This window comes from Phytopseudomonas daroniae (genome assembly GCF_004327285.1).
GTDB classification, from domain to species: domain Bacteria; phylum Pseudomonadota; class Gammaproteobacteria; order Pseudomonadales; family Pseudomonadaceae; genus Aquipseudomonas; species Aquipseudomonas daroniae.
This window is the reverse complement of record NZ_QJUI01000012.1, coordinates 1-17,598: the sequence shown is the minus strand read 5'-3', so window position 1 is coordinate 17,598 and position 17,598 is coordinate 1. Positions and strand designations below refer to the sequence as shown.

Sequence of the window (17,598 nt, the reverse complement as noted above, 5' to 3'; positions counted from 1 at the left end):
GATACCTGATTAGGAGATACCGAAATGAAATTGCCGATCTACATGGACTACTCCGCGACAACGCCGGTCGACCCACGCGTTGCGCAAAAAATGATCGAATGCCTGACCAACGAAGGCAACTTCGGCAACCCGGCTTCGCGCTCCCACGTGTTTGGCTGGAAGGCCGAAGAAGCCGTGGAGAACGCCCGCCGCCAGGTCGCCGAGCTGGTCAATGCCGACCCGCGCGAGATTGTCTGGACGTCCGGTGCCACCGAATCCGACAACCTCGCCATCAAGGGCATCGCCAGCTTCTACGCAAGCAAGGGCAAGCATCTGATCACCTCGAAGATCGAGCACAAAGCGGTGCTCGACACCATGCGTCAGCTTGAGCGTGAAGGCTTCGAAGTCACCTATATCGAGCCCGGTGAAGACGGCCTGATCACCCCGGCCATGGTCGAGGCGGCACTGCGTGAAGACACCATTCTGGTGTCGATCATGCACGTCAACAACGAAATCGGCACCGTCAACGATATCGCCGCGATCGGCGAATTGCTGCGTGCTCGTGGCGTGTTCTTCCATGTCGATGCCGCTCAGTCGACCGGCAAGGTGGAGATCGACCTGCAAAATCTCAAGGTCGACCTGATGTCCTTCTCGGCGCACAAGACCTATGGCCCGAAAGGCGTCGGCGCCCTGTACGTACGCCGCAAGCCGCGTGTACGCCTGGAAGCCCAGACCCACGGTGGCGGCCACGAGCGCGGCATGCGTTCCGGTACCCTGGCGACCCATCAGTGTGTCGGCATGGGTGAAGCCTTCCGCATCGCCAAGGAAGAAATGGCCGCAGAGAACGCCAAGGTACTGGCCCTGCGTGACCGCTTCTTCAAACACGTCGACGGTCTGGAGGAGCTGTACATCAATGGCAGCATGACTGCCCGTGTGCCGCACAATCTGAATCTCAGCTTCAACTACGTCGAAGGCGAGTCGCTGATCATGGCCCTCAAGGATCTGGCGGTCTCGTCCGGTTCGGCCTGTACCTCGGCCTCTCTGGAGCCTTCCTACGTGCTGCGCGCCCTGGGCCGCAACGACGAACTGGCACACAGCTCGATTCGCTTCACCTTCGGCCGCTTCACCACCGAAGAAGAAGTCGACTACGCCGCGGAGAAAGTACGCGAGGCAGTCACCAAGCTGCGCGAACTGTCGCCGCTCTGGGATATGTTCAAAGAAGGTGTCGACATTTCCAAGGTGGAATGGGCAGCACACTAAAAGCTGCCAGTGAGCGGCGCCTGATGAAAGAGGATTGATAACATGGCTTACAGCGAAAAGGTCATCGACCACTACGAGAACCCGCGCAACGTCGGCAAGATGAACGCGGAAGATCCTGACGTCGGCACCGGCATGGTCGGCGCGCCGGCCTGCGGCGACGTGATGCGTCTGCAGATCAAGGTCAACGAGCAGGGTGTGATCGAAGACGCCAAGTTCAAGACCTACGGCTGTGGCTCCGCCATCGCCTCCAGCTCCCTGGCCACCGAGTGGATGAAGGGCAAGACACTGGATGAGGCAGAGACCATCAAGAACACCCAGCTCGCCGAAGAGCTGGCGCTGCCGCCCGTGAAGATTCACTGTTCGGTACTCGCCGAGGACGCCATCAAGGCTGCCGTGCGCGATTACAAGCAGAAGAAAGGTTTGCTCTAAGGAGGTTTGTCGATGGCCATCAGCATGACTCAAGCCGCTGCCCAGCATATTCGTCGTTCGCTCGACGGCCGTGGAAGGGGTGAGGGTATCCGCCTGGGTGTGCGCACCACAGGCTGTTCCGGCCTGGCTTACGTGCTGGAGTTCGTCGACGAAACCGCCGGCGAGGATCAGGTGTTCGAGAGCCATGGCGTCAAGGTGATCATCGATCCCAAGAGCCTGGTCTATCTCGACGGCACCGAGCTGGACTTCGTCAAGGAAGGGTTGAACGAAGGCTTCAAGTTCAACAACCCGAATGTCCGTGGCGAGTGTGGCTGCGGCGAAAGCTTCAACATCTGATGAGCAGCTCCGGCCCTTGTCACTTCGCCCTGTTCGAGCTGCAGCCGAGCTTCCGTCTGGATCTCGATCAGCTCGCGACCCGTTATCGCGAGTTGGCTCGTGGCGTGCACCCTGACCGTTTCGCTGATGCTTCCGAGCGTGAACAGCGTCTGGCGCTGGAGCGTTCGGCGAGCCTCAACGAGGCCTATAGCACGCTCAAAAGCGATTCGCAGCGTGCCCGCTATCTGCTGGCGATGCGCGGGCCCGAGTTGCCGCTGGAAGTCACCGTGCAGGATCCTGACTTCCTGATGCAGCAGATGCAGTGGCGTGAAGAGCTCGAAGAGCTGCAGGACGATGCTGACCTGGCGGGTGTTGCGGCGTTCAAGGGGCGTTTGAAGACAGCCAAGCAAGACCTGAACGATAGCTTCGCCGATGCCTGGGAGGACGATGCGCGCCGAGAAGAGGCCGAACGCCTGATGCGCCGCATGCAGTTCCTCGACAAGCTTTCCCACGAGGTGCGCCAGTTGGAAGAGCGCCTCGACGATTAATGCACGTACGGCTGCCGTGGCCGTGCCTGATACCCAGATAAGCACCGATTACCTATGGCTTTATTGCAGATTGCTGAGCCCGGACAGAGCCCACAACCACACCAGCGTCGTCTGGCTGTCGGGATCGACCTGGGCACCACCAATTCCTTGGTCGCTGCCGTGCGCAGCGGCGTCAGCGAACCGCTGCCGGACAGTGAAGGGCGCCTGATTCTGCCCTCGGCCGTGCGTTATCACGCCGATCGCGTCGAGGTCGGAGAAGCGGCCCGTCGCGACGCCGCGAGCGACCCCTTCAACAGCATCCTGTCGGTCAAGCGCCTGATGGGGCGCGGCCTTGCCGATGTGAAGCAATTGGGTGAGCAACTGCCTTACCGCTTCGTCGCCGGCGAGTCGCACATGCCGTTCATCGACACCGTGCAGGGTCTGAAAAGCCCTGTGGAAGTGTCCGCTGACATCCTCAGGGTGTTGCGCCAGCGCGCCGAGTCGACCCTGGGTGGCGAGCTGGTAGGGGCGGTGATCACCGTGCCGGCCTATTTCGACGACTCCCAGCGCCAGGCTACCAAGGACGCAGCGCGTCTGGCCGGCCTGAGCGTGCTGCGTCTACTCAACGAACCCACCGCTGCCGCGGTCGCCTATGGCCTCGACCAGAACGCCGAAGGCGTGGTGGCGATCTACGACCTGGGCGGCGGTACCTTCGATATTTCCATCCTGCGTCTGACCGGTGGTGTATTCGAGGTGCTGGCTACCGGTGGCGACAGTGCCCTGGGCGGTGATGATTTCGACCATGCCATCGCTGGCTGGATCGTCGAGCAGGCTGGCCTGTCCGCCGATATCGAGCCGGGTGCCCAGCGCAGCCTGCTGCAGACCGCCTGCTCCGCCAAGGAGGCACTGACCGATGCCGAGAGCGTCGAGGTCGTGCACGGCCAGTGGTGCGGTGTATTGTCCCGCGCCGATTTCCAGGCGCTGATCGAGCCGATGGTGGCGCGCAGCCTGAAAGCCTGCCGCCGCGCCGTACGCGATTCGGGTATCGAAGTCGAAGACGTCGGAGCCGTGGTCATGGTCGGTGGTTCGACCCGTGTACCGCGTGTGCGTGAGGCGGTCGGCGAGCTGTTCGGCCGCCAGCCGCTGACCGATATCGACCCGGATCAGGTGGTCGCCATCGGCGCGGCGATCCAGGCCGATGCCCTGGCCGGCAACCGCCGTGCAGATGGTGAGGAATTGCTGCTGCTGGACGTCATCCCGCTGTCCCTGGGGCTGGAAACCATGGGCGGGCTGATGGAAAAGGTGATTCCGCGCAACACCACGATTCCCGTGGCTCGTGCACAGGAATTCACGACTTACAAAGATGGCCAGAGCGCCATGATGATCCATGTGCTGCAGGGTGAGCGCGAGCTGATCAGCGATTGCCGTTCCCTGGCGCGTTTCGAGCTACGCGGTATTCCGCCAATGGTGGCCGGCGCGGCGAAGATCCGGGTGACCTTCCAGGTGGACGCCGATGGTCTGCTCAGCGTAAGTGCCCGCGAGCTGGCTTCGGGCGTCGAAGCCAGTATTCAGGTCAAACCGTCCTATGGCCTTACCGATGGTGAGGTGGCGCGCATGCTGAAGGATTCCTTCCAGCACGCCGGTGGTGACAAGGCCGCCCGCGCCTTGCGCGAGCAGCAGGTCGATGCGCAGCGTCTGCTCGAGGCGGTCGAGGCTGCCTTGCAGGTCGATGGCGAACGTCTGCTGGATGCCGAAGAGCGCATGGTGATCGACCTGCAGATGCAGGAACTACGTGATTTGTTGACTGGCACCGATGGCATGGCCATCGAGCAGCAGACCAAGCGTCTGTCGCAAGTGACCGATGCTTTTGCAGCCCGCCGCATGGACTTGACGGTAAAAGCCGCGCTGGCGGGGCGCAACCTGAATGAGATCGAGGAATAACTGATGCCTCAGGTAATTTTTCTGCCCCACGAGAAGTTCTGCCCGGAAGGGCTGGTGGTGGAGGCTCAGCCTGGTACTTCCATTCTGGAACTGGCCCACGAGCACCATATCGAGATGGAAAGCGCCTGTGGCGGCGTGTGTGCCTGCACCACCTGTCACTGCATCGTGCGCGAGGGTTTCGATTCGCTGAACGAAGCCGATGAGCTCGAAGAGGACTACCTCGACAAGGCCTGGGGGCTGGAAGCTCAGTCGCGTCTCGCCTGTCAGGCTATCGTTGGTGAAGAAGACATCACCGTCGAAATCCCCAAGTATTCGCTCAACCACGCCGCCGAAGCGCCGCACTGATCAGGGAGCCTCAGCATGAGCCTGAAATGGGTCGATGTTCTTGAAATCGCCATCCAGCTTGCCGACAGCAAAGCGGATGTCGACCCTCGTTACGTGAATTTCGTCCAGCTGCATCGCTGGGTGGTAGAGCTACCGGATTTTTCCGACGACCCGCAACGCGGCGGCGAAAAGGTGCTCGAAGCCATTCAGGCTGCCTGGATCGAAGAGGCGCAGTGAGGCGCTAGGGCGGTCTTGCCGCCTCGGCTGCAGCGAGCCGATTGCCGCCAAGGGCCGCTGTTATGTTTTTGAATGGAACCCGCGTATAATTCGCGGGTTTAATTTTTGGCTTTAAATCTATTGTTTCTGGAGTGTCACATGGCTGTTCAACGTACTTTCTCCATCATCAAGCCTGATGCCGTTGCTAAAAACGTTATCGGCGAGATCACCACTCGTTTCGAAAAAGCGGGCCTGCGCATCGTCGCTTCCAAGCAGCTGCAACTGTCCGAGCGTGAGGCCGCTGGCTTCTACGCCGAGCACAGCGAGCGTGGCTTCTTCAAGGATCTGGTCGCATTCATGACTTCCGGCCCGGTCATCGTCCAGGTTCTGGAAGGCGAAAACGCCATCGCCAAGAACCGTGAGCTGATGGGCGCTACCAACCCGAAAGAAGCCGCTGCCGGCACCATCCGTGCCGACTTCGCCGTTTCCATCGACGAGAATGCCGTTCACGGTTCGGACTCCGAAGCTTCCGCTGCGCGCGAAATCGCTTACTTCTTCTCCGCTACCGAGGTAAACGCCCGCATTCGCTAAGGCGAAGCGTGCGAGGGTGAATACGCCATGACCGACACAAACGGCAAAATCAACCTGCTGGGCCTGACCCAGCCGGAAATGGAGCAATTCTTCGACAATATCGGGGAAAAACGCTTCCGTGCCGGTCAGGTCATGAAGTGGATTCACCACTTTGGCGTCGATGATTTCGACGCCATGACCAACGTTGGCAAGGTCTTGCGCGAAAAGCTCAAGGCTGCTGCCTATATTCGCGGGCCAGAAGTGGTCAGCGAAGATATTTCCTCCGATGGCACGCGCAAGTGGGTAGTGCGTGTGGCGTCGGGCAGCTGCGTGGAAACCGTGTACATCCCCCAGGGCGGGCGTGGCACCCTGTGTGTTTCCTCGCAAGCCGGCTGTGCCCTGGACTGCAGCTTCTGCTCCACGGGCAAGCAAGGTTTCAACAGTGACCTGACCAGCGCCGAAATCATCGGCCAGGTGTGGGTCGCCAACAAGTCGTTCGGCAGTGTGCCAGCGAAGATCGACCGCGCGATCACCAACGTGGTGATGATGGGCATGGGCGAGCCGCTGCTGAATTTCGACAACGTGGTCGCCGCCATGAAGATCATGATGGATGATCTCGGCTACGGGATCTCCAAGCGCAAGGTGACGCTGTCCACCTCCGGCGTGGTGCCGATGATCGACAAGCTGGCCGAGGTCATCGACGTGTCCCTGGCGCTGTCGCTGCACGCGCCGAACGACGAGCTGCGCAGTCAGTTGGTGCCGATCAACAAGAAGTACCCGCTGGACATGCTGCTGGCTGCCTGCAAACGTTACATTTCCCGTCTGGGCGAGAAACGTGTGCTGACAATCGAGTACACCCTGCTCAAGGATGTGAACGATAAACTCGAGCATGCCGAACAGATGGTCGCGCTGCTGGCGGATGTACCCTGCAAGATCAACCTGATTCCATTCAACCCGTTCCCCCATTCGGGTTACGAGCGTCCAAGCAACAACGCCATTCGTCGTTTCCAGGAACTGTTGCAAAAAGCCGGACATAACGTCACGGTGCGCACGACCCGTGGCGAAGATATCGACGCGGCGTGTGGGCAACTGGTTGGCCAAGTCATGGATCGTACCCGCCGCAGTGAACGCTACATCGCCGTGCGTCAGTTGAGCGGCGAGGCGGACTCTCCGCGTCCCACTGCCAGTCGTACCTGAGAGGATGTCCATGATCGTGCTGCGTTCCTTGTTGTTTCTGCTCAGTGCAAGTCTGCTCACCGCCTGCGTTTCCACCGGTGATGTCGATCCGATGAAAACCGCCGAGGGCCGCAAGAAGGCTTACGATTCATTCGTCCAGCTCGGTATCGGCTATTTGCAGCAGGGTGAAACGGGGCCGGCCAAGGTGCCGTTGAAGAACGCGCTGAACATCAATCCGTCAGGCTCCGATGCCCACGCGGTACTGGCGTTGGTATTCCAGCGCGAGATGGAGCCGGAATTGGCCGACGAGCACTTTCGCAAGTCGCTGTCGGGTAATTCCAGGGATGCACGCCTGCTGAACAATTACGCGGGTTTTCTGTTCGAACAGAAGCGTTACAAGGAAGCCCTGCAGCGCTACAGCCTCGCCGCCGAGGACAGCCTCTATCCAGAGCGTGCCCGGGTGTTCGAGAATCTTGGCATGACCGCGATGATGCTCAAGCAGCGCGACGAGGCCAAAGCCTATTTCGAGCGTTCGCTGCGCCTCAACAGCCGTCAGCCGCGGGCGCTGCTGGAAATGGCGAACCTTTCTTACGAAGACAAAGAGTACGTCCCGGCGCGTAGCTACTACGAAAGCTACAGCGCCATTGCCGAGCAGAATTCCCGCAGCCTGTTGTTGGGGGCCCGACTGGCCAGGATCTTCGAGGATCGTGACCGCGCCGCCAGCATTGGCTTGCAGTTGAAACGTCTTTATCCCGGTACGCCGGAATATCAGCAATATCTGTCGGAGCAAAGATGAAAGCGGCCCAACCTGAAGTTGCAGCAGCTCATCACGTCAATCCTGGTGAAGCGCTGCGTGCGGCGCGTGAGAGCAGGGGCTGGTCGGTCGCGGAAGTCGCGGCCCAGCTCAATCTCACGCCTATGCGCCTGGCCCAGCTGGAGGCCGGCGAATTCGATAAGCTGCCGGGCAATACCTTCGCCCGCGGCTATATCCGCGCCTATGCAAAACTGCTCGGCCTGGATCAGGCACCGCTGGTCGCCGATTTCGATCAGTTCACCGGCAGCAATGCCACTGGCAGCAGCGTGCATGCCCTGGGTCGTATCGAAGAGCCGACGCGTTACTCGCAGAGCATCCTGCGCCTGGTCAGCTTCCTGTTGCTGCTCGGTGTGGGCGGCGCCTGTTTCTACTGGTGGCAGGATCAGGGTTGGCAACTCGATGATCTGAAGAATGTTGGCCTGGGCCATGTCGAAGTCGATGGCGCCGACGGCAATACGCAGATCCACCCACTCGACGAGCCGGAAGATCAGGCCGTTGCCGAAGCGCAGAATCAAGGTACCGAATTGCCGCTGCCAAGTGTTCCTGTCGAGCCGCTGGGCGATGCCGCGGACACTACCCCTAAGGCCACTGCCAGTGAGCTGCTGGAACAGAACCCTCCTGCTCAGGCCGCGCCGGCCGACCCCACTCAGGCCCCAGCCGCACCGGGTACACCAGCGACGGCTCCTGCCGCGCCGGCTGCTGAAGCGCCTGCACCGGCTGCTGCCGCTCAGCCTCAAGCGCCGGTCGCTGCTGGTGAAGGCCTGTTGAGTCTGACGTTCGTCGCCGACTGCTGGATTCAGGTGACCGATGCCAATGGCAAGATCGTCGCCAGTGGCCTGAAACGTTCCGGTGAGAGTCTCGATGTGCGCGCCCAGGCGCCGCTGGAACTGCGTCTGGGGTTTGCCCGTGGCGCTCAGGTGGCCTATAACGGCGCAGCCGTGGACGTGACGCCGCACATCTCTGGTGAGACCGCACGCTTCAAGTTGGGTGGGCAGTAATATGCACGGTGAATCGCCGATCAAGCGCCGGCTGTCCCGCAAGATCTGGGTCGGCTCGGTACCGGTAGGGGGCGATGCGCCCATCGCCGTGCAGAGCATGACCAACACCGATACCAACGATGTCGCCGCGACCGTCGAGCAGATTCGTCGTCTTGAAGCGGCGGGTGCCGACATCGTGCGGGTTTCCGTGCCGGACATGGACGCTGCCGAAGCCTTTGGCCGAATCAAGCAGCAGGTCAATCTGCCGCTGGTGGCGGACATTCACTTCGATTACCAGATCGCCCTGCGCGTGGCCGAACTGGGCGTCGATTGCCTGCGTATCAACCCCGGTAACATCGGTCGTGAAGACCGGGTCAAGGCGGTGGTCGAGGCTGCTCGCGACAAGGGCATCCCGATCCGCATCGGCGTGAATGCCGGTTCGCTGGAAAAGGATCTGCAGAAGAAATACGGTGAACCGACCCCGGCCGCCCTGGTTGAGTCCGCGCTGCGTCACGTGGAGCACCTGGATCGCCTGAATTTCCCGGACTTCAAAGTCAGCGTAAAGGCCTCCGACGTGTTCATGGCCGTCGAGGCCTATCGCCTGCTGGCCAAGCAGATCGAGCAACCGCTGCACCTGGGCATCACCGAAGCCGGTGGCCTGCGTTCGGGCACCGTGAAGTCCTCCGTCGGCCTGGGCATGCTGCTGGCCGATGGCATCGGCGACACCATTCGCATCTCTCTGGCTGCCGATCCGGTGGAAGAGATCAAGGTCGGCTTCGATATTCTCAAGTCGCTGCGTCTGCGTTCGCGGGGCATCAACTTCATCGCCTGCCCAAGCTGCTCGCGCCAGAACTTCGACGTGGTCAAGACCATGAACGAGCTGGAAACCCGCGTCGAAGACCTGCTGGTGCCGCTGGACGTCGCGGTGATCGGCTGCGTGGTCAACGGCCCGGGCGAAGCCAAGGAGGCGCATATCGGTCTCACTGGCGGCAGCCCGAACAATCTGGTCTATATCGACGGCAAGCCCGTCTCGAAACTGACCAACACCAACCTGGTGGATGAGCTGGAACGGCTGATCCGCACAAAGGCGGCCGAGAAGGTCGCAGCCGACGCGGCCGTGATCGTGCGCGGCTGATCCGTGCCTAAGGAAAACAATTGAGCAAGTCCCTGCAAGCCATTCGTGGCATGAACGATATCCTGCCGCAGCAGACCCCGGCCTGGCGTTACCTGGAAACCACCCTGGCAGCGCTGCTCGACAGCTACGGCTACCAGGAAATGCGTCTGCCGATCCTTGAGTTCACCGAGCTGTTCGCCCGTGGTATCGGCGAAGGCACCGACGTGGTCGACAAGGAGATGTACACCTTCCTCGACCGCAACGACGAATCCCTGACTTTGCGCCCCGAAGGCACTGCCGGTTGCGTGCGTGCCGTGCTCGAGCATGGCATGACCGGCGGCGGCCAGGTGCAGAAGCTGTGGTACGCGGGCCCGATGTTCCGCTACGAGAAGCCGCAGAAGGGCCGCTATCGGCAGTTCCACCAGATCGGTGTCGAAGTCTTCAACCTGCCTGGGCCGGACATCGATGCCGAGCTGATCACCCTGACCTGGCGCCTGTGGAAGCAATTGGGTCTGAGCGATGCGGTGACCCTGCAGCTCAACAGCCTGGGTTCCAGCGAAGCCCGCGCGGTGTATCGCGATGCGTTGGTGGCCTACCTGCAGGAGCGTTTCGATCAGCTCGACGAAGACAGCCAGCGTCGCCTGACCACCAATCCGCTGCGCATTCTCGACAGCAAGGTGGCCAGTACTCAGGCACTGCTCGCCGACGCGCCGACCCTGCACGACTATCTGGACGAAGAGTCCCGCGTGCATTTCGAGGGCCTCAAGGCGCGTCTCGATGCGGTCGGCATCGCCTACGAGATCAACCCCAAGCTGGTACGTGGCCTGGATTACTACGGCCGTACCGTGTTCGAGTGGGTCACCGACAAGCTCGGTTCCCAGGGCACCGTGTGTGCCGGTGGCCGTTACGATGGCCTGATCACCCAGTTTGGTGGCAAACCGACTCCGGGTGTTGGCTTCGCCATGGGTGTCGAGCGTCTGGTGTTGCTGCTGGAAACCCTGCAGCGTGTGCCGGCCGAGCTGAACCGCCCGGCCGATGCCTTTATCTGCGCCTTTGGCGAGCCGGCCGAGCTGGCGGCGTTGGCCCTGGCGGAGAATCTGCGTAACGAAGTTCCGGGGCTGCGCCTGCTGGTCAATGCCGGCAGCGGTAGCTTCAAGAGCCAGTTCAAGAAGGCCGACAAGAGCGGCGCCACCTATGCATTGATTCTGGGTGAGGACGAACTGGCTGCTCGCGTGGTAGGTTGCAAACCTTTGCGCGACGACAGCGAACAGCAAAACATTGCCTGGTCGGCCCTGGCCGAGCATCTGGCGTCCTGCACCAAGCAGGCTTGAGCGATTTAGCGATTAAGGAGTATTGGGGTGGCGTTGAATAGCGATGATGATGAACTGGCCGGCCTGAAGGACTGGTGGCAGCGTAATGGTAAGCCGCTGGTAGCTGGCGGTGCTTTGGCGCTGATCGTGGTATTCGGCTGGCAGGCCTGGCAGAAGTACCAGAGCAATCAGGCTCAGGGCGCTTCGGTGGTCTACCAGCAGCTGCTGGAGTCGGCCCTGACCCCGAGCGGTCAGCCTGATGCCGCCAAGGTAGCGGCTCTGGCCGGTCAGCTGAAGAGTGATTTCGGCGGTACTCAGTACGCTCAGTACGGCAGCCTGTTCGTGGCCAAGGTCGCGGTCGAGGCCGGCAAGCTGGACGACGCAGCCAGCGAACTGCGCAGCGTGGTCGACAAGCCCGCCAATGAGACGCTCGGTGAACTCGCTCGTCAGCGTCTGGCCCGCGTGCTGGCCGCTCAGGACAAAGCCGACGAAGCCCTGAAACTGCTCGACGGCGACGCCGATCAGGCTTACCTGGCCAGCCGCGAAGAGCTCAAGGGCGATCTGTTGGTGAAGCTGGGCCGTACCGACGATGCCCACGCTGCCTATGTGAAGGCCAAGGGTGCGCTGTCTGAAGAGGCTGCCGTTGGTGGTCTGCAGATGAAGATCGACGACCTGGCCAAAGGGGATGCATGACGTGATGCGTTGGAAGAATGCCGCACTGCTGGCCCTGGCCGTTCTGGTCGTCGGTTGCAGCAGCAACAGCAAGAAAGAGCTGCCACCTGCCGAGCTTCCCAAGTTCAAAGAGGAAGTGAGGCTGCAGAAAGAGTGGAGCCGTTCGATCGGCAACGGTCAGGGCGACATCTACAACATGCTCGAGCCTGTGGTCGATGGCGAGCAGATCTTCGCCGCCGACGTCGAAGGCCTGATCATGTCCATGGAGCGCACCACCGGCAAAGTGTCCTGGAAGAAGGAACTGGATGTGCCGATTTCCGGTGCCGTGGCAGCTGGCTACGGGATGGTCGTGGTCGGCACTCTCAAGGGTGAAGTGATCGCCCTGGATTCGTCCAGCGGTGAAGAAAAATGGCGCGCCAAGGTACCGAGCGAAGTGCTGTCGGCTCCGGCCATCAACAGCGACACCGTGTTGGTACAGACTCAGGATGACACCCTGGTCGCTCTGGATGCATACAGTGGCCAGCAGCGCTGGATCTTCGAGAACACCCCGGCAGTCCTGACCCTGCGTGGCACTGGCAGCCCGCTGCTGACCAACCAGTTGGCCATCGCCGGCCTGTCCAGCGGCAAGGTCATCGCCCTGGACGCCCAGCGTGGCATCCCGGTGTGGGAACAGCGCGTCGCCATCCCGCAAGGCCGTTCCGAGCTGGATCGCATCGTCGACATCGACGGTGGCCTGCTGCTTTCCGGTGGTCAGCTGTACGTGGTGACCTACCAGGGGCGCGTTGCTGCCCTCGATCTGGAAAGCGGCCGTGTGCTGTGGCAGCGAGAAGCATCCAGCTCCATGAGTGTGGCTCAAGGTTTCGGTAACGTTTACGTGACCCTGGCCAGCGGCACCGTGGAAAGCATCGATGAGCGCTCGGCTTCGGCCCTGTGGAGCAACGATGCCCTGGCCCGTCGCCAGCTGTCGGCGCCGCAGGTGTTCTCCAGCTATGTCGCGTTCGGCGATCTGGAAGGCTACCTGCACCTGATCAGCCAGGTCGATGGCCGTTTCGTCGGCCGCATCCGTATCGACAGCGACGGCCTGCGTGCCCGTCCGCTGGTCGTCGGCGACTGGCTGTACGCCTTCGGCAACGGCGGCAAACTGGTGGCCTTGACCATCAAGTGAGCCCGTGTCCCGCTCGCTCGGTTTAGCCGGGCGAGCGGGGCAGATAGCGCAAGATTTGTGGCCGCTGCCTGTGCAGCGGCTTTTGTATTTTCTGAAATAACGAAGTGGAGAGCCGAATGGTTCCCGTAATTGCCCTGGTGGGCCGGCCGAACGTCGGTAAATCCACCCTGTTCAACCGCCTGACCCGCACCCGCGACGCGATCGTCGGTGACCTTTCCGGTCTGACCCGCGACCGCCAGTACGGCGAGGCCAAATGGCAGGGGCGTACCTATATCGTGATCGACACCGGTGGTATCTCCGGTGACGAAGAAGGCATCGATGCGAAGATGGCCGAGCAGTCCCTGCAGGCCATCGAAGAAGCCGACGCCGTGTTGTTCCTGGTCGACGCCCGTGCCGGGCTGTCCGCCTCCGACCAGATGATTGGCGAGCACCTGCGCAAGCGCAACAAGCGCAGCTTCCTGGTGGTCAACAAGGTCGACAACCTCGACCCGGATCTGGCCCGCGCCGAATTCGCCCCGCTGGGCATGGGCGAAGCCCTGGCCATCGCCGGTGCCCATGGTCGTGGTATCACCCAGATGCTCGAAGCGGCCCTGGGCAGCTTTCCCAAGGATGCTGGCGAGCCTGAGGAGGGCGAAGAGCCGGAGGTCGTCGCCGAAGGCGAGGAAGCCAAGCGCATTCCCGGTCCGAGCGAGAAGGACGGCATCAAGCTGGCGATCATCGGCCGCCCCAACGTCGGCAAGTCGACCCTGGTCAACCGCATGCTCGGTGAAGACCGGGTCATCGTCTACGATCAGGCCGGCACCACCCGCGACAGCATCTACATCCCCTTCGAACGGGATGAAGAGAAGTACACCCTGATCGACACCGCTGGCGTGCGCCGGCGCGGCAAGATCTTCGAGGCGGTGGAAAAGTTCTCGGTGGTCAAGACGTTGCAGGCCATTCAGGATTCCAACGTGGTGGTGTTTGTCATGGACGCCCGCGAAGGCGTGGTCGACCACGACCTCAACCTGCTCGGCTTCGTGCTGGAGAGTGGCCGTGCCCTGGTCATTGCCCTGAACAAGTGGGATGGCATGGAGCCCAGCGAGCGTGACTATGTGAAGACCGAGCTGCAACGCCGGTTGTTCTTCGTCGACTTCGCCGATATCCACTTCATCTCGGCGCTGCATGGCACCGGTGTCGGCCATCTGTACAAGTCGGTGCAGGCTTCGTTCCAGTCGGCCATCACCCGCTGGCCGACCAACCGCCTGACGCAGATCCTCGAAGACGCCGTGCGCGAGCACGCGCCACCCATGGTCAACAACCGCCGGATCAAGTTGCGCTACGCCCACCTGGGTGGTGCCAACCCGCCGCTGATCGTGATCCACGGCAACCAGGTCGATGCGGTGCCCAAGTCCTATATCCGCTACCTGGAAAATACCTATAGGCGTGTGCTCAAGCTGGTTGGTACGCCGATCCGCATCGAGTTCAAGGGCGGTGAGAACCCTTACGAGGGCAACAAGAACACCCTCACCGATCGTCAGGTGAACAAGAAGCGTCGCCTGATGAGCCACCACAAGAAAGCCGACAAGAAGCGCAAGGACAAGCGCTGATCGGTGCTCTGGCAGGGCCAGGCGGGTAGCGATTCGCTATAGCCTGACGCTGTCAGGCAGTGAGTCTCTGCCAGGTCGCCGCAAGGTTCGGGATGGCTTTTCGGCATGGCGGATAAGCAGTTGGGGCCGACCGTCAGTGCGATCCATGCCGATTCAGTGTATCGCTGGACGTTGCAGGCATCCTTCCGATTGTCCGGGCCGCCAGCCTCAATTGCTCCAGTCAAGCCCGCTCGGATGCTTTCGGCCTTGAGCCTGTGTCGACTCACGAACCACCGCGATGAATGCCTTCAGCGGCGCAGGCACATGGCGATAGCTGGCGTAGTAGAGGCACAGACCCGGTGACGCCGGAGTCCAGTCTTCAAGCAGCAGGCTCAGCGTACCGCTGTCCAGGGCTGGGCGAGCGAAAGGTTCCGGTACGAAGGCAATGCCCAGGCCATCGGAAGCCGCCTCGACCATCAGATCGTTGTCGTCCAGGCTCAGCGTGCCGGGGACGTCCAGTGCCAGCTGCTGCGTGCCCTTCTCGAACTCCCATCGATAGCGCTTTCCGCTGGGCAGCCTTTGGCGAATGCAGCGATGGGACATCAGGTCGGCAGGTGTGGCCGGCACTCCGAACGCCTCGACGTAGCCTGGCGACGCCACCGCAACGAAGCGAATGTCGCTGCCGAAGGGGACGGCCACCATATCTTTTGGTACCGATTCGGCCAGACGCACACCGGCATCGAAACCTTCACCCACGATGTCCACCAGTTGCCCTTCGGTGACCAGCTCCAGAACCACGCGCGGGTGACGCTGCTGGAATGTCGGGACGGCGTGCTTGAGCAACCAGCGCGCGCCGCCCTTGTTGGCGTTGATGCGCAGTGTGCCGACCAGTTCGTCCTGGCCGTGGCTGACCGCATCCAGTACGTCATCCAGTTCTCGCAACAGGGGGGCCAGCCGCTGCAGCAACTGCTCGCCGGTCTCCGTCAGCGCAACACTGCGGGTGGTTCGGTGCAGGAGGCGGACACCGAGATGGCGTTCGAGCCCTTTCAAGGCATGGCTGAGGGATGACCGCGATACGCCAAGCACGTCGGCGGCCTTCTGGAAGCCGCGGTGCCGTGCCACATGGGCGAATGCTTTCAGGTCGGAGAGGCTGACGTTGGCCATTAGTGAATACTTTTCACCAGCTTGTTCGAATTGGTACGGCTTATCATACGCCGTTCGGGCTCCTACCATCTGTGCAAACCCCACAGGAGGTTCCCGATGAAAACATGGTTGATCACAGGCGCATCATCCGGCCTTGGGCTGGTCATGACCACGAAGTTGCTGGAGCGGGGCGATCGGGTGGTCGCGTGCGGGCGACGTATTGCGCCGTTCGAGGCGCTCCAGCGAACGGCGGGCGAGAGGCTGCACATCGCGCGCTTCGATCTCACCGACACGGCCGCACTGAGGCGGGAAGTGGATGCCGCCTTCGCAACCTTTGGCCGAATCGATACGGTGGTCAGCAATGCCGGTTACGGGCTGTTCGGCGCCGCAGAGGAGGTCACCGATGCGCAGATAGAGCGTCAGATCGCCACCAATCTGATCGCGTCGATCCAACTCGTGCGTGCCGTGTTGCCCCGCCTGCGCGAGCAGGGAGGCGGCCGGATCATGCAGGTCTCCTCCGAAGGCGGACAAGTGGCCTATCCCAATTTCAGTCTCTACCACGCGACCAAGTGGGGCATCGAGGGCTTCCTCGATGCGGTTGCCCAGGAGGTGGCGCCGTTCGGCATCGACATCGTGATCGCCGAGCCGGGGCCGACCGTGACCGGGTTCGCTGATGGCCTGGATCACGCCGCCCCGTTGGAGGCCTACGACGCGACGCCGGCCGGCGATGTGCGGCGCGCCATATCCAGCGGCGCATTCGATATCAAGGGCGATGCCGAGCGCACGGTCGATGCGATGATCCGGGTGGCGGATTCGGCGCAGCCGCGGCGCCGGATTGCGCTGGGCAGCACGGCGTTCGAGAACATCCATCGTGTATTGACCGCCCGTCTGGACGATCTGGTGGCGCAGAAGTCGCTGACGCTGACGGCGGACAGGCTATGAAGTGGTCGCTCGCGCTTCTCCTTGCGTCCTCCATCGCCATCGGGGCCAGCGAGCTTGTGCCGTCTCCTGCCGTACCCAACCAGGTTGCCGGCACGTGGCGCATGGTCTCTGCCACATTGGAGACCGATGGCAAGATCGAACGACCTTATGGAGAGAACCCCGAAGGCATGCTCGTCTTCACCACCGACATGCATTACGTCGAGGTGCTGACCAATGGCGACACCCCACGTTTCGGGTCGAACGCGCGGGGTGGCGGCACCGACAACGAAAACAGGCGCGCCATGGCGTCGAGCATCGGGTTCTTCGGTACCTACACCGTGGACGAGCACGGCCACTTCACCGGCAACCGCGTCGAGGGCGCCACGTTCCCCAACTGGGTGGGCGCAGTTCGAACCGGGCGGGAACTGCAACTGAGGGTTGAGGGTGATCGTATGTACGAAACCTTCACTCGCCCGGATGGAGGACGAGTGAGTGCAGAGTTCGTGCGGGTTCGACATCCCGGCGTAACCAGCGGAAAAGGGGCCAGAGTCGACGTTCCCGAACCTCGATGACCTATCCGCCAACGTCCTACCGACTCTCGCATTGAACGACTGAATTAAGCCGCGCCGCGAAGCGGCGTCGGCTTGAATTGCTAGGTTCGATCAGACGAGCGACCAATGGCACCCAAGTGTGTGAAGCGAAACCCCGCTGAGTACTTGAGGCCGTACCCCAATGCACGATCAAAACCTATATGTGCCGCCCAGATGATGCCGAGGGCCAACATGGTAGGTGCGTCAAAGGCAATGCCAGCCCCAAGAAGCAGCAGCGAGCCAATGTACGAGTGAGCAGCGTTGTACAGCGCGGCGCCTGCTTTCGGCCCTGCCAAATAGCCAAGGAAGGAAAGATCGGGCGCCAGAAACAGCAAGGCGAACATTCCCCAGCCGATCCCGAACTGTGCATAGGCAAACAGGCTGAATGCCAGCACGCACAGGCCCTCGATACGCAAAATGAACTTCACTCCACCGCTAACCGAATTGTCCATGCTTTGTCCTAGGGTCTGTTGAGATTCATCGTGAATTGATAATGGCAGCGGCAAGATTGACCATGGCGCAAAAGCTTGCATCGGTCTTGTCACAGCGCATTGCAATACGCTTGAACTCCTTGAGTTTGCAAAAGA

General features: G+C 61.6%; 20 protein-coding genes. 18 read left to right on the top strand and 2 right to left on the bottom strand.

What is annotated here, in order from left to right:
• Positions 1–24: 24 nt before the first annotated feature.
• The 16 genes from DNK06_RS14655 (at position 25) to der (ending at position 14,378) form a co-directional block, all read left to right on the top strand.
• Positions 25–1,239: an IscS subfamily cysteine desulfurase gene (locus DNK06_RS14655; protein WP_131180729.1), complete on the top strand. Its 1,215-nt coding sequence runs from the start codon at positions 25–27 to the stop codon at positions 1,237–1,239.
• 42 nt (positions 1,240–1,281) lie between these two features.
• Positions 1,282–1,668, top strand: a complete 387-nt coding sequence (gene iscU, locus DNK06_RS14650) for a Fe-S cluster assembly scaffold IscU (RefSeq protein ID WP_002552476.1) — start codon at positions 1,282–1,284, stop codon at positions 1,666–1,668.
• Positions 1,669–1,680: 12 nt separating this feature from the next.
• Complete coding sequence (gene iscA / locus DNK06_RS14645) at positions 1,681–2,004, top strand: iron-sulfur cluster assembly protein IscA (protein WP_131180728.1); 324 nt, start codon at positions 1,681–1,683, stop codon at positions 2,002–2,004.
• Entirely contained in the window at positions 2,004–2,531 is a 528-nt protein-coding gene (gene hscB / locus DNK06_RS14640; RefSeq protein WP_131180727.1) for a co-chaperone HscB, read from the top strand. The genes iscA and hscB overlap by 1 nt, the downstream gene beginning before the upstream one ends.
• A gap of 54 nt (positions 2,532–2,585) precedes the next feature.
• Positions 2,586–4,451 carry a Fe-S protein assembly chaperone HscA gene (gene hscA / locus DNK06_RS14635; RefSeq protein ID WP_131180726.1) on the top strand — a complete coding sequence of 622 codons (1,866 nt, stop codon included), beginning with the start codon at positions 2,586–2,588 and terminating at the stop codon, positions 4,449–4,451.
• Positions 4,452–4,454: 3 nt separating this feature from the next.
• Complete coding sequence (fdx, locus tag DNK06_RS14630) at positions 4,455–4,796, top strand: ISC system 2Fe-2S type ferredoxin (protein WP_131180725.1); 342 nt, start codon at positions 4,455–4,457, stop codon at positions 4,794–4,796.
• 15 nt (positions 4,797–4,811) lie between these two features.
• Entirely contained in the window at positions 4,812–5,012 is a 201-nt protein-coding gene (gene iscX, locus DNK06_RS14625) for a Fe-S cluster assembly protein IscX (protein ID WP_131180724.1), read from the top strand.
• Positions 5,013–5,150: 138 nt separating this feature from the next.
• Positions 5,151–5,582 (top strand): nucleoside-diphosphate kinase, encoded by a 432-nt coding sequence (ndk, locus tag DNK06_RS14620; protein ID WP_042555298.1) that lies wholly within the window; start codon positions 5,151–5,153, stop codon positions 5,580–5,582.
• Positions 5,583–5,609: 27 nt separating this feature from the next.
• Positions 5,610–6,758, top strand: a complete 1,149-nt coding sequence (gene rlmN / locus DNK06_RS14615; RefSeq protein ID WP_131180723.1) for a dual-specificity RNA methyltransferase RlmN — start codon at positions 5,610–5,612, stop codon at positions 6,756–6,758.
• A gap of 13 nt (positions 6,759–6,771) precedes the next feature.
• Positions 6,772–7,533, top strand: a complete 762-nt coding sequence (gene pilW, locus DNK06_RS14610) for a type IV pilus biogenesis/stability protein PilW (protein WP_131180883.1) — start codon at positions 6,772–6,774, stop codon at positions 7,531–7,533.
• On the top strand, positions 7,530–8,549 hold the full coding sequence (locus tag DNK06_RS14605) for a helix-turn-helix domain-containing protein (RefSeq protein WP_131180722.1): 1,020 nt from the start codon (positions 7,530–7,532) through the stop codon (positions 8,547–8,549). The genes pilW and DNK06_RS14605 overlap by 4 nt, the downstream gene beginning before the upstream one ends.
• Before the next feature lies 1 nt (position 8,550).
• A complete protein-coding gene (gene ispG / locus DNK06_RS14600; protein ID WP_131180721.1) occupies positions 8,551–9,663 on the top strand; it encodes a flavodoxin-dependent (E)-4-hydroxy-3-methylbut-2-enyl-diphosphate synthase in 1,113 nt (370 codons plus the stop codon).
• Between the two features lie 20 nt (positions 9,664–9,683).
• Positions 9,684–10,973, top strand: a complete 1,290-nt coding sequence (gene hisS, locus DNK06_RS14595) for a histidine--tRNA ligase (RefSeq protein ID WP_131180720.1) — start codon at positions 9,684–9,686, stop codon at positions 10,971–10,973.
• A gap of 33 nt (positions 10,974–11,006) precedes the next feature.
• The gene (locus DNK06_RS14590) at positions 11,007–11,645 is read left to right on the top strand and encodes a tetratricopeptide repeat protein (RefSeq protein ID WP_131180882.1); all 639 of its coding nucleotides are present in this window, start codon (positions 11,007–11,009) and stop codon (positions 11,643–11,645) included.
• Positions 11,638–12,789: an outer membrane protein assembly factor BamB gene (gene bamB, locus DNK06_RS14585; RefSeq protein ID WP_131180719.1), complete on the top strand. Its 1,152-nt coding sequence runs from the start codon at positions 11,638–11,640 to the stop codon at positions 12,787–12,789. Before DNK06_RS14590 ends, bamB begins: the two co-directional genes overlap by 8 nt.
• 116 nt (positions 12,790–12,905) lie before the next feature.
• The gene (gene der / locus DNK06_RS14580; protein ID WP_131180718.1) at positions 12,906–14,378 is read left to right on the top strand and encodes a ribosome biogenesis GTPase Der; all 1,473 of its coding nucleotides are present in this window, start codon (positions 12,906–12,908) and stop codon (positions 14,376–14,378) included.
• Between the two features lie 207 nt (positions 14,379–14,585).
• Here the strand turns inward: der and DNK06_RS14575 are convergent, their stop codons facing one another.
• The gene (locus DNK06_RS14575) at positions 14,586–15,521 is read right to left on the bottom strand and encodes a LysR family transcriptional regulator (RefSeq protein WP_131180717.1); all 936 of its coding nucleotides are present in this window, start codon (positions 15,519–15,521) and stop codon (positions 14,586–14,588) included.
• Between the two features lie 96 nt (positions 15,522–15,617).
• Here DNK06_RS14575 and DNK06_RS14570 point away from each other — a divergent pair, with 96 nt between their 5' ends.
• Both DNK06_RS14570 and DNK06_RS14565 read left to right on the top strand, forming a co-directional pair.
• A complete protein-coding gene (locus DNK06_RS14570) occupies positions 15,618–16,442 on the top strand; it encodes an SDR family oxidoreductase (RefSeq protein WP_131180716.1) in 825 nt (274 codons plus the stop codon).
• Positions 16,439–16,993 carry a lipocalin-like domain-containing protein gene (locus tag DNK06_RS14565; protein WP_131180715.1) on the top strand — a complete coding sequence of 185 codons (555 nt, stop codon included), beginning with the start codon at positions 16,439–16,441 and terminating at the stop codon, positions 16,991–16,993. Before DNK06_RS14570 ends, DNK06_RS14565 begins: the two co-directional genes overlap by 4 nt.
• A gap of 80 nt (positions 16,994–17,073) precedes the next feature.
• Here the strand turns inward: DNK06_RS14565 and DNK06_RS14560 are convergent, their stop codons facing one another.
• Positions 17,074–17,463, bottom strand: a complete 390-nt coding sequence (locus DNK06_RS14560; RefSeq protein WP_207389922.1) for a DUF4260 domain-containing protein — start codon at positions 17,461–17,463, stop codon at positions 17,074–17,076.
• Between the last annotated feature and the right edge of the window lie 135 nt (positions 17,464–17,598).

What these genes read in the sequence shown, in the direction of transcription:
- DNK06_RS14655 (WP_131180729.1), top strand. Translation starts at nt 25, where the DNA reads ATGAAATTGCCGATCTACATGGACTACTCCGCGACAACGCCGGTCGAC.
- iscU (WP_002552476.1), top strand. Translation starts at nt 1,282, where the DNA reads ATGGCTTACAGCGAAAAGGTCATCGACCACTACGAGAACCCGCGCAAC.
- iscA (WP_131180728.1), top strand. Translation starts at nt 1,681, where the DNA reads ATGGCCATCAGCATGACTCAAGCCGCTGCCCAGCATATTCGTCGTTCG.
- hscB (WP_131180727.1), top strand. Translation starts at nt 2,004, where the DNA reads ATGAGCAGCTCCGGCCCTTGTCACTTCGCCCTGTTCGAGCTGCAGCCG.
- hscA (WP_131180726.1), top strand. Translation starts at nt 2,586, where the DNA reads ATGGCTTTATTGCAGATTGCTGAGCCCGGACAGAGCCCACAACCACAC.
- fdx (WP_131180725.1), top strand. Translation starts at nt 4,455, where the DNA reads ATGCCTCAGGTAATTTTTCTGCCCCACGAGAAGTTCTGCCCGGAAGGG.
- iscX (WP_131180724.1), top strand. Translation starts at nt 4,812, where the DNA reads ATGAGCCTGAAATGGGTCGATGTTCTTGAAATCGCCATCCAGCTTGCC.
- ndk (WP_042555298.1), top strand. Translation starts at nt 5,151, where the DNA reads ATGGCTGTTCAACGTACTTTCTCCATCATCAAGCCTGATGCCGTTGCT.
- rlmN (WP_131180723.1), top strand. Translation starts at nt 5,610, where the DNA reads ATGACCGACACAAACGGCAAAATCAACCTGCTGGGCCTGACCCAGCCG.
- DNK06_RS14605 (WP_131180722.1), top strand. Translation starts at nt 7,530, where the DNA reads ATGAAAGCGGCCCAACCTGAAGTTGCAGCAGCTCATCACGTCAATCCT.
- ispG (WP_131180721.1), top strand. Translation starts at nt 8,551, where the DNA reads ATGCACGGTGAATCGCCGATCAAGCGCCGGCTGTCCCGCAAGATCTGG.
- bamB (WP_131180719.1), top strand. Translation starts at nt 11,638, where the DNA reads ATGCATGACGTGATGCGTTGGAAGAATGCCGCACTGCTGGCCCTGGCC.
- der (WP_131180718.1), top strand. Translation starts at nt 12,906, where the DNA reads ATGGTTCCCGTAATTGCCCTGGTGGGCCGGCCGAACGTCGGTAAATCC.
- DNK06_RS14575 (WP_131180717.1), bottom strand. Translation starts at nt 15,521, where the DNA reads ATGGCCAACGTCAGCCTCTCCGACCTGAAAGCATTCGCCCATGTGGCA.
- DNK06_RS14570 (WP_131180716.1), top strand. Translation starts at nt 15,618, where the DNA reads ATGAAAACATGGTTGATCACAGGCGCATCATCCGGCCTTGGGCTGGTC.
- DNK06_RS14565 (WP_131180715.1), top strand. Translation starts at nt 16,439, where the DNA reads ATGAAGTGGTCGCTCGCGCTTCTCCTTGCGTCCTCCATCGCCATCGGG.
- DNK06_RS14560 (WP_207389922.1), bottom strand. Translation starts at nt 17,463, where the DNA reads ATGGACAATTCGGTTAGCGGTGGAGTGAAGTTCATTTTGCGTATCGAG.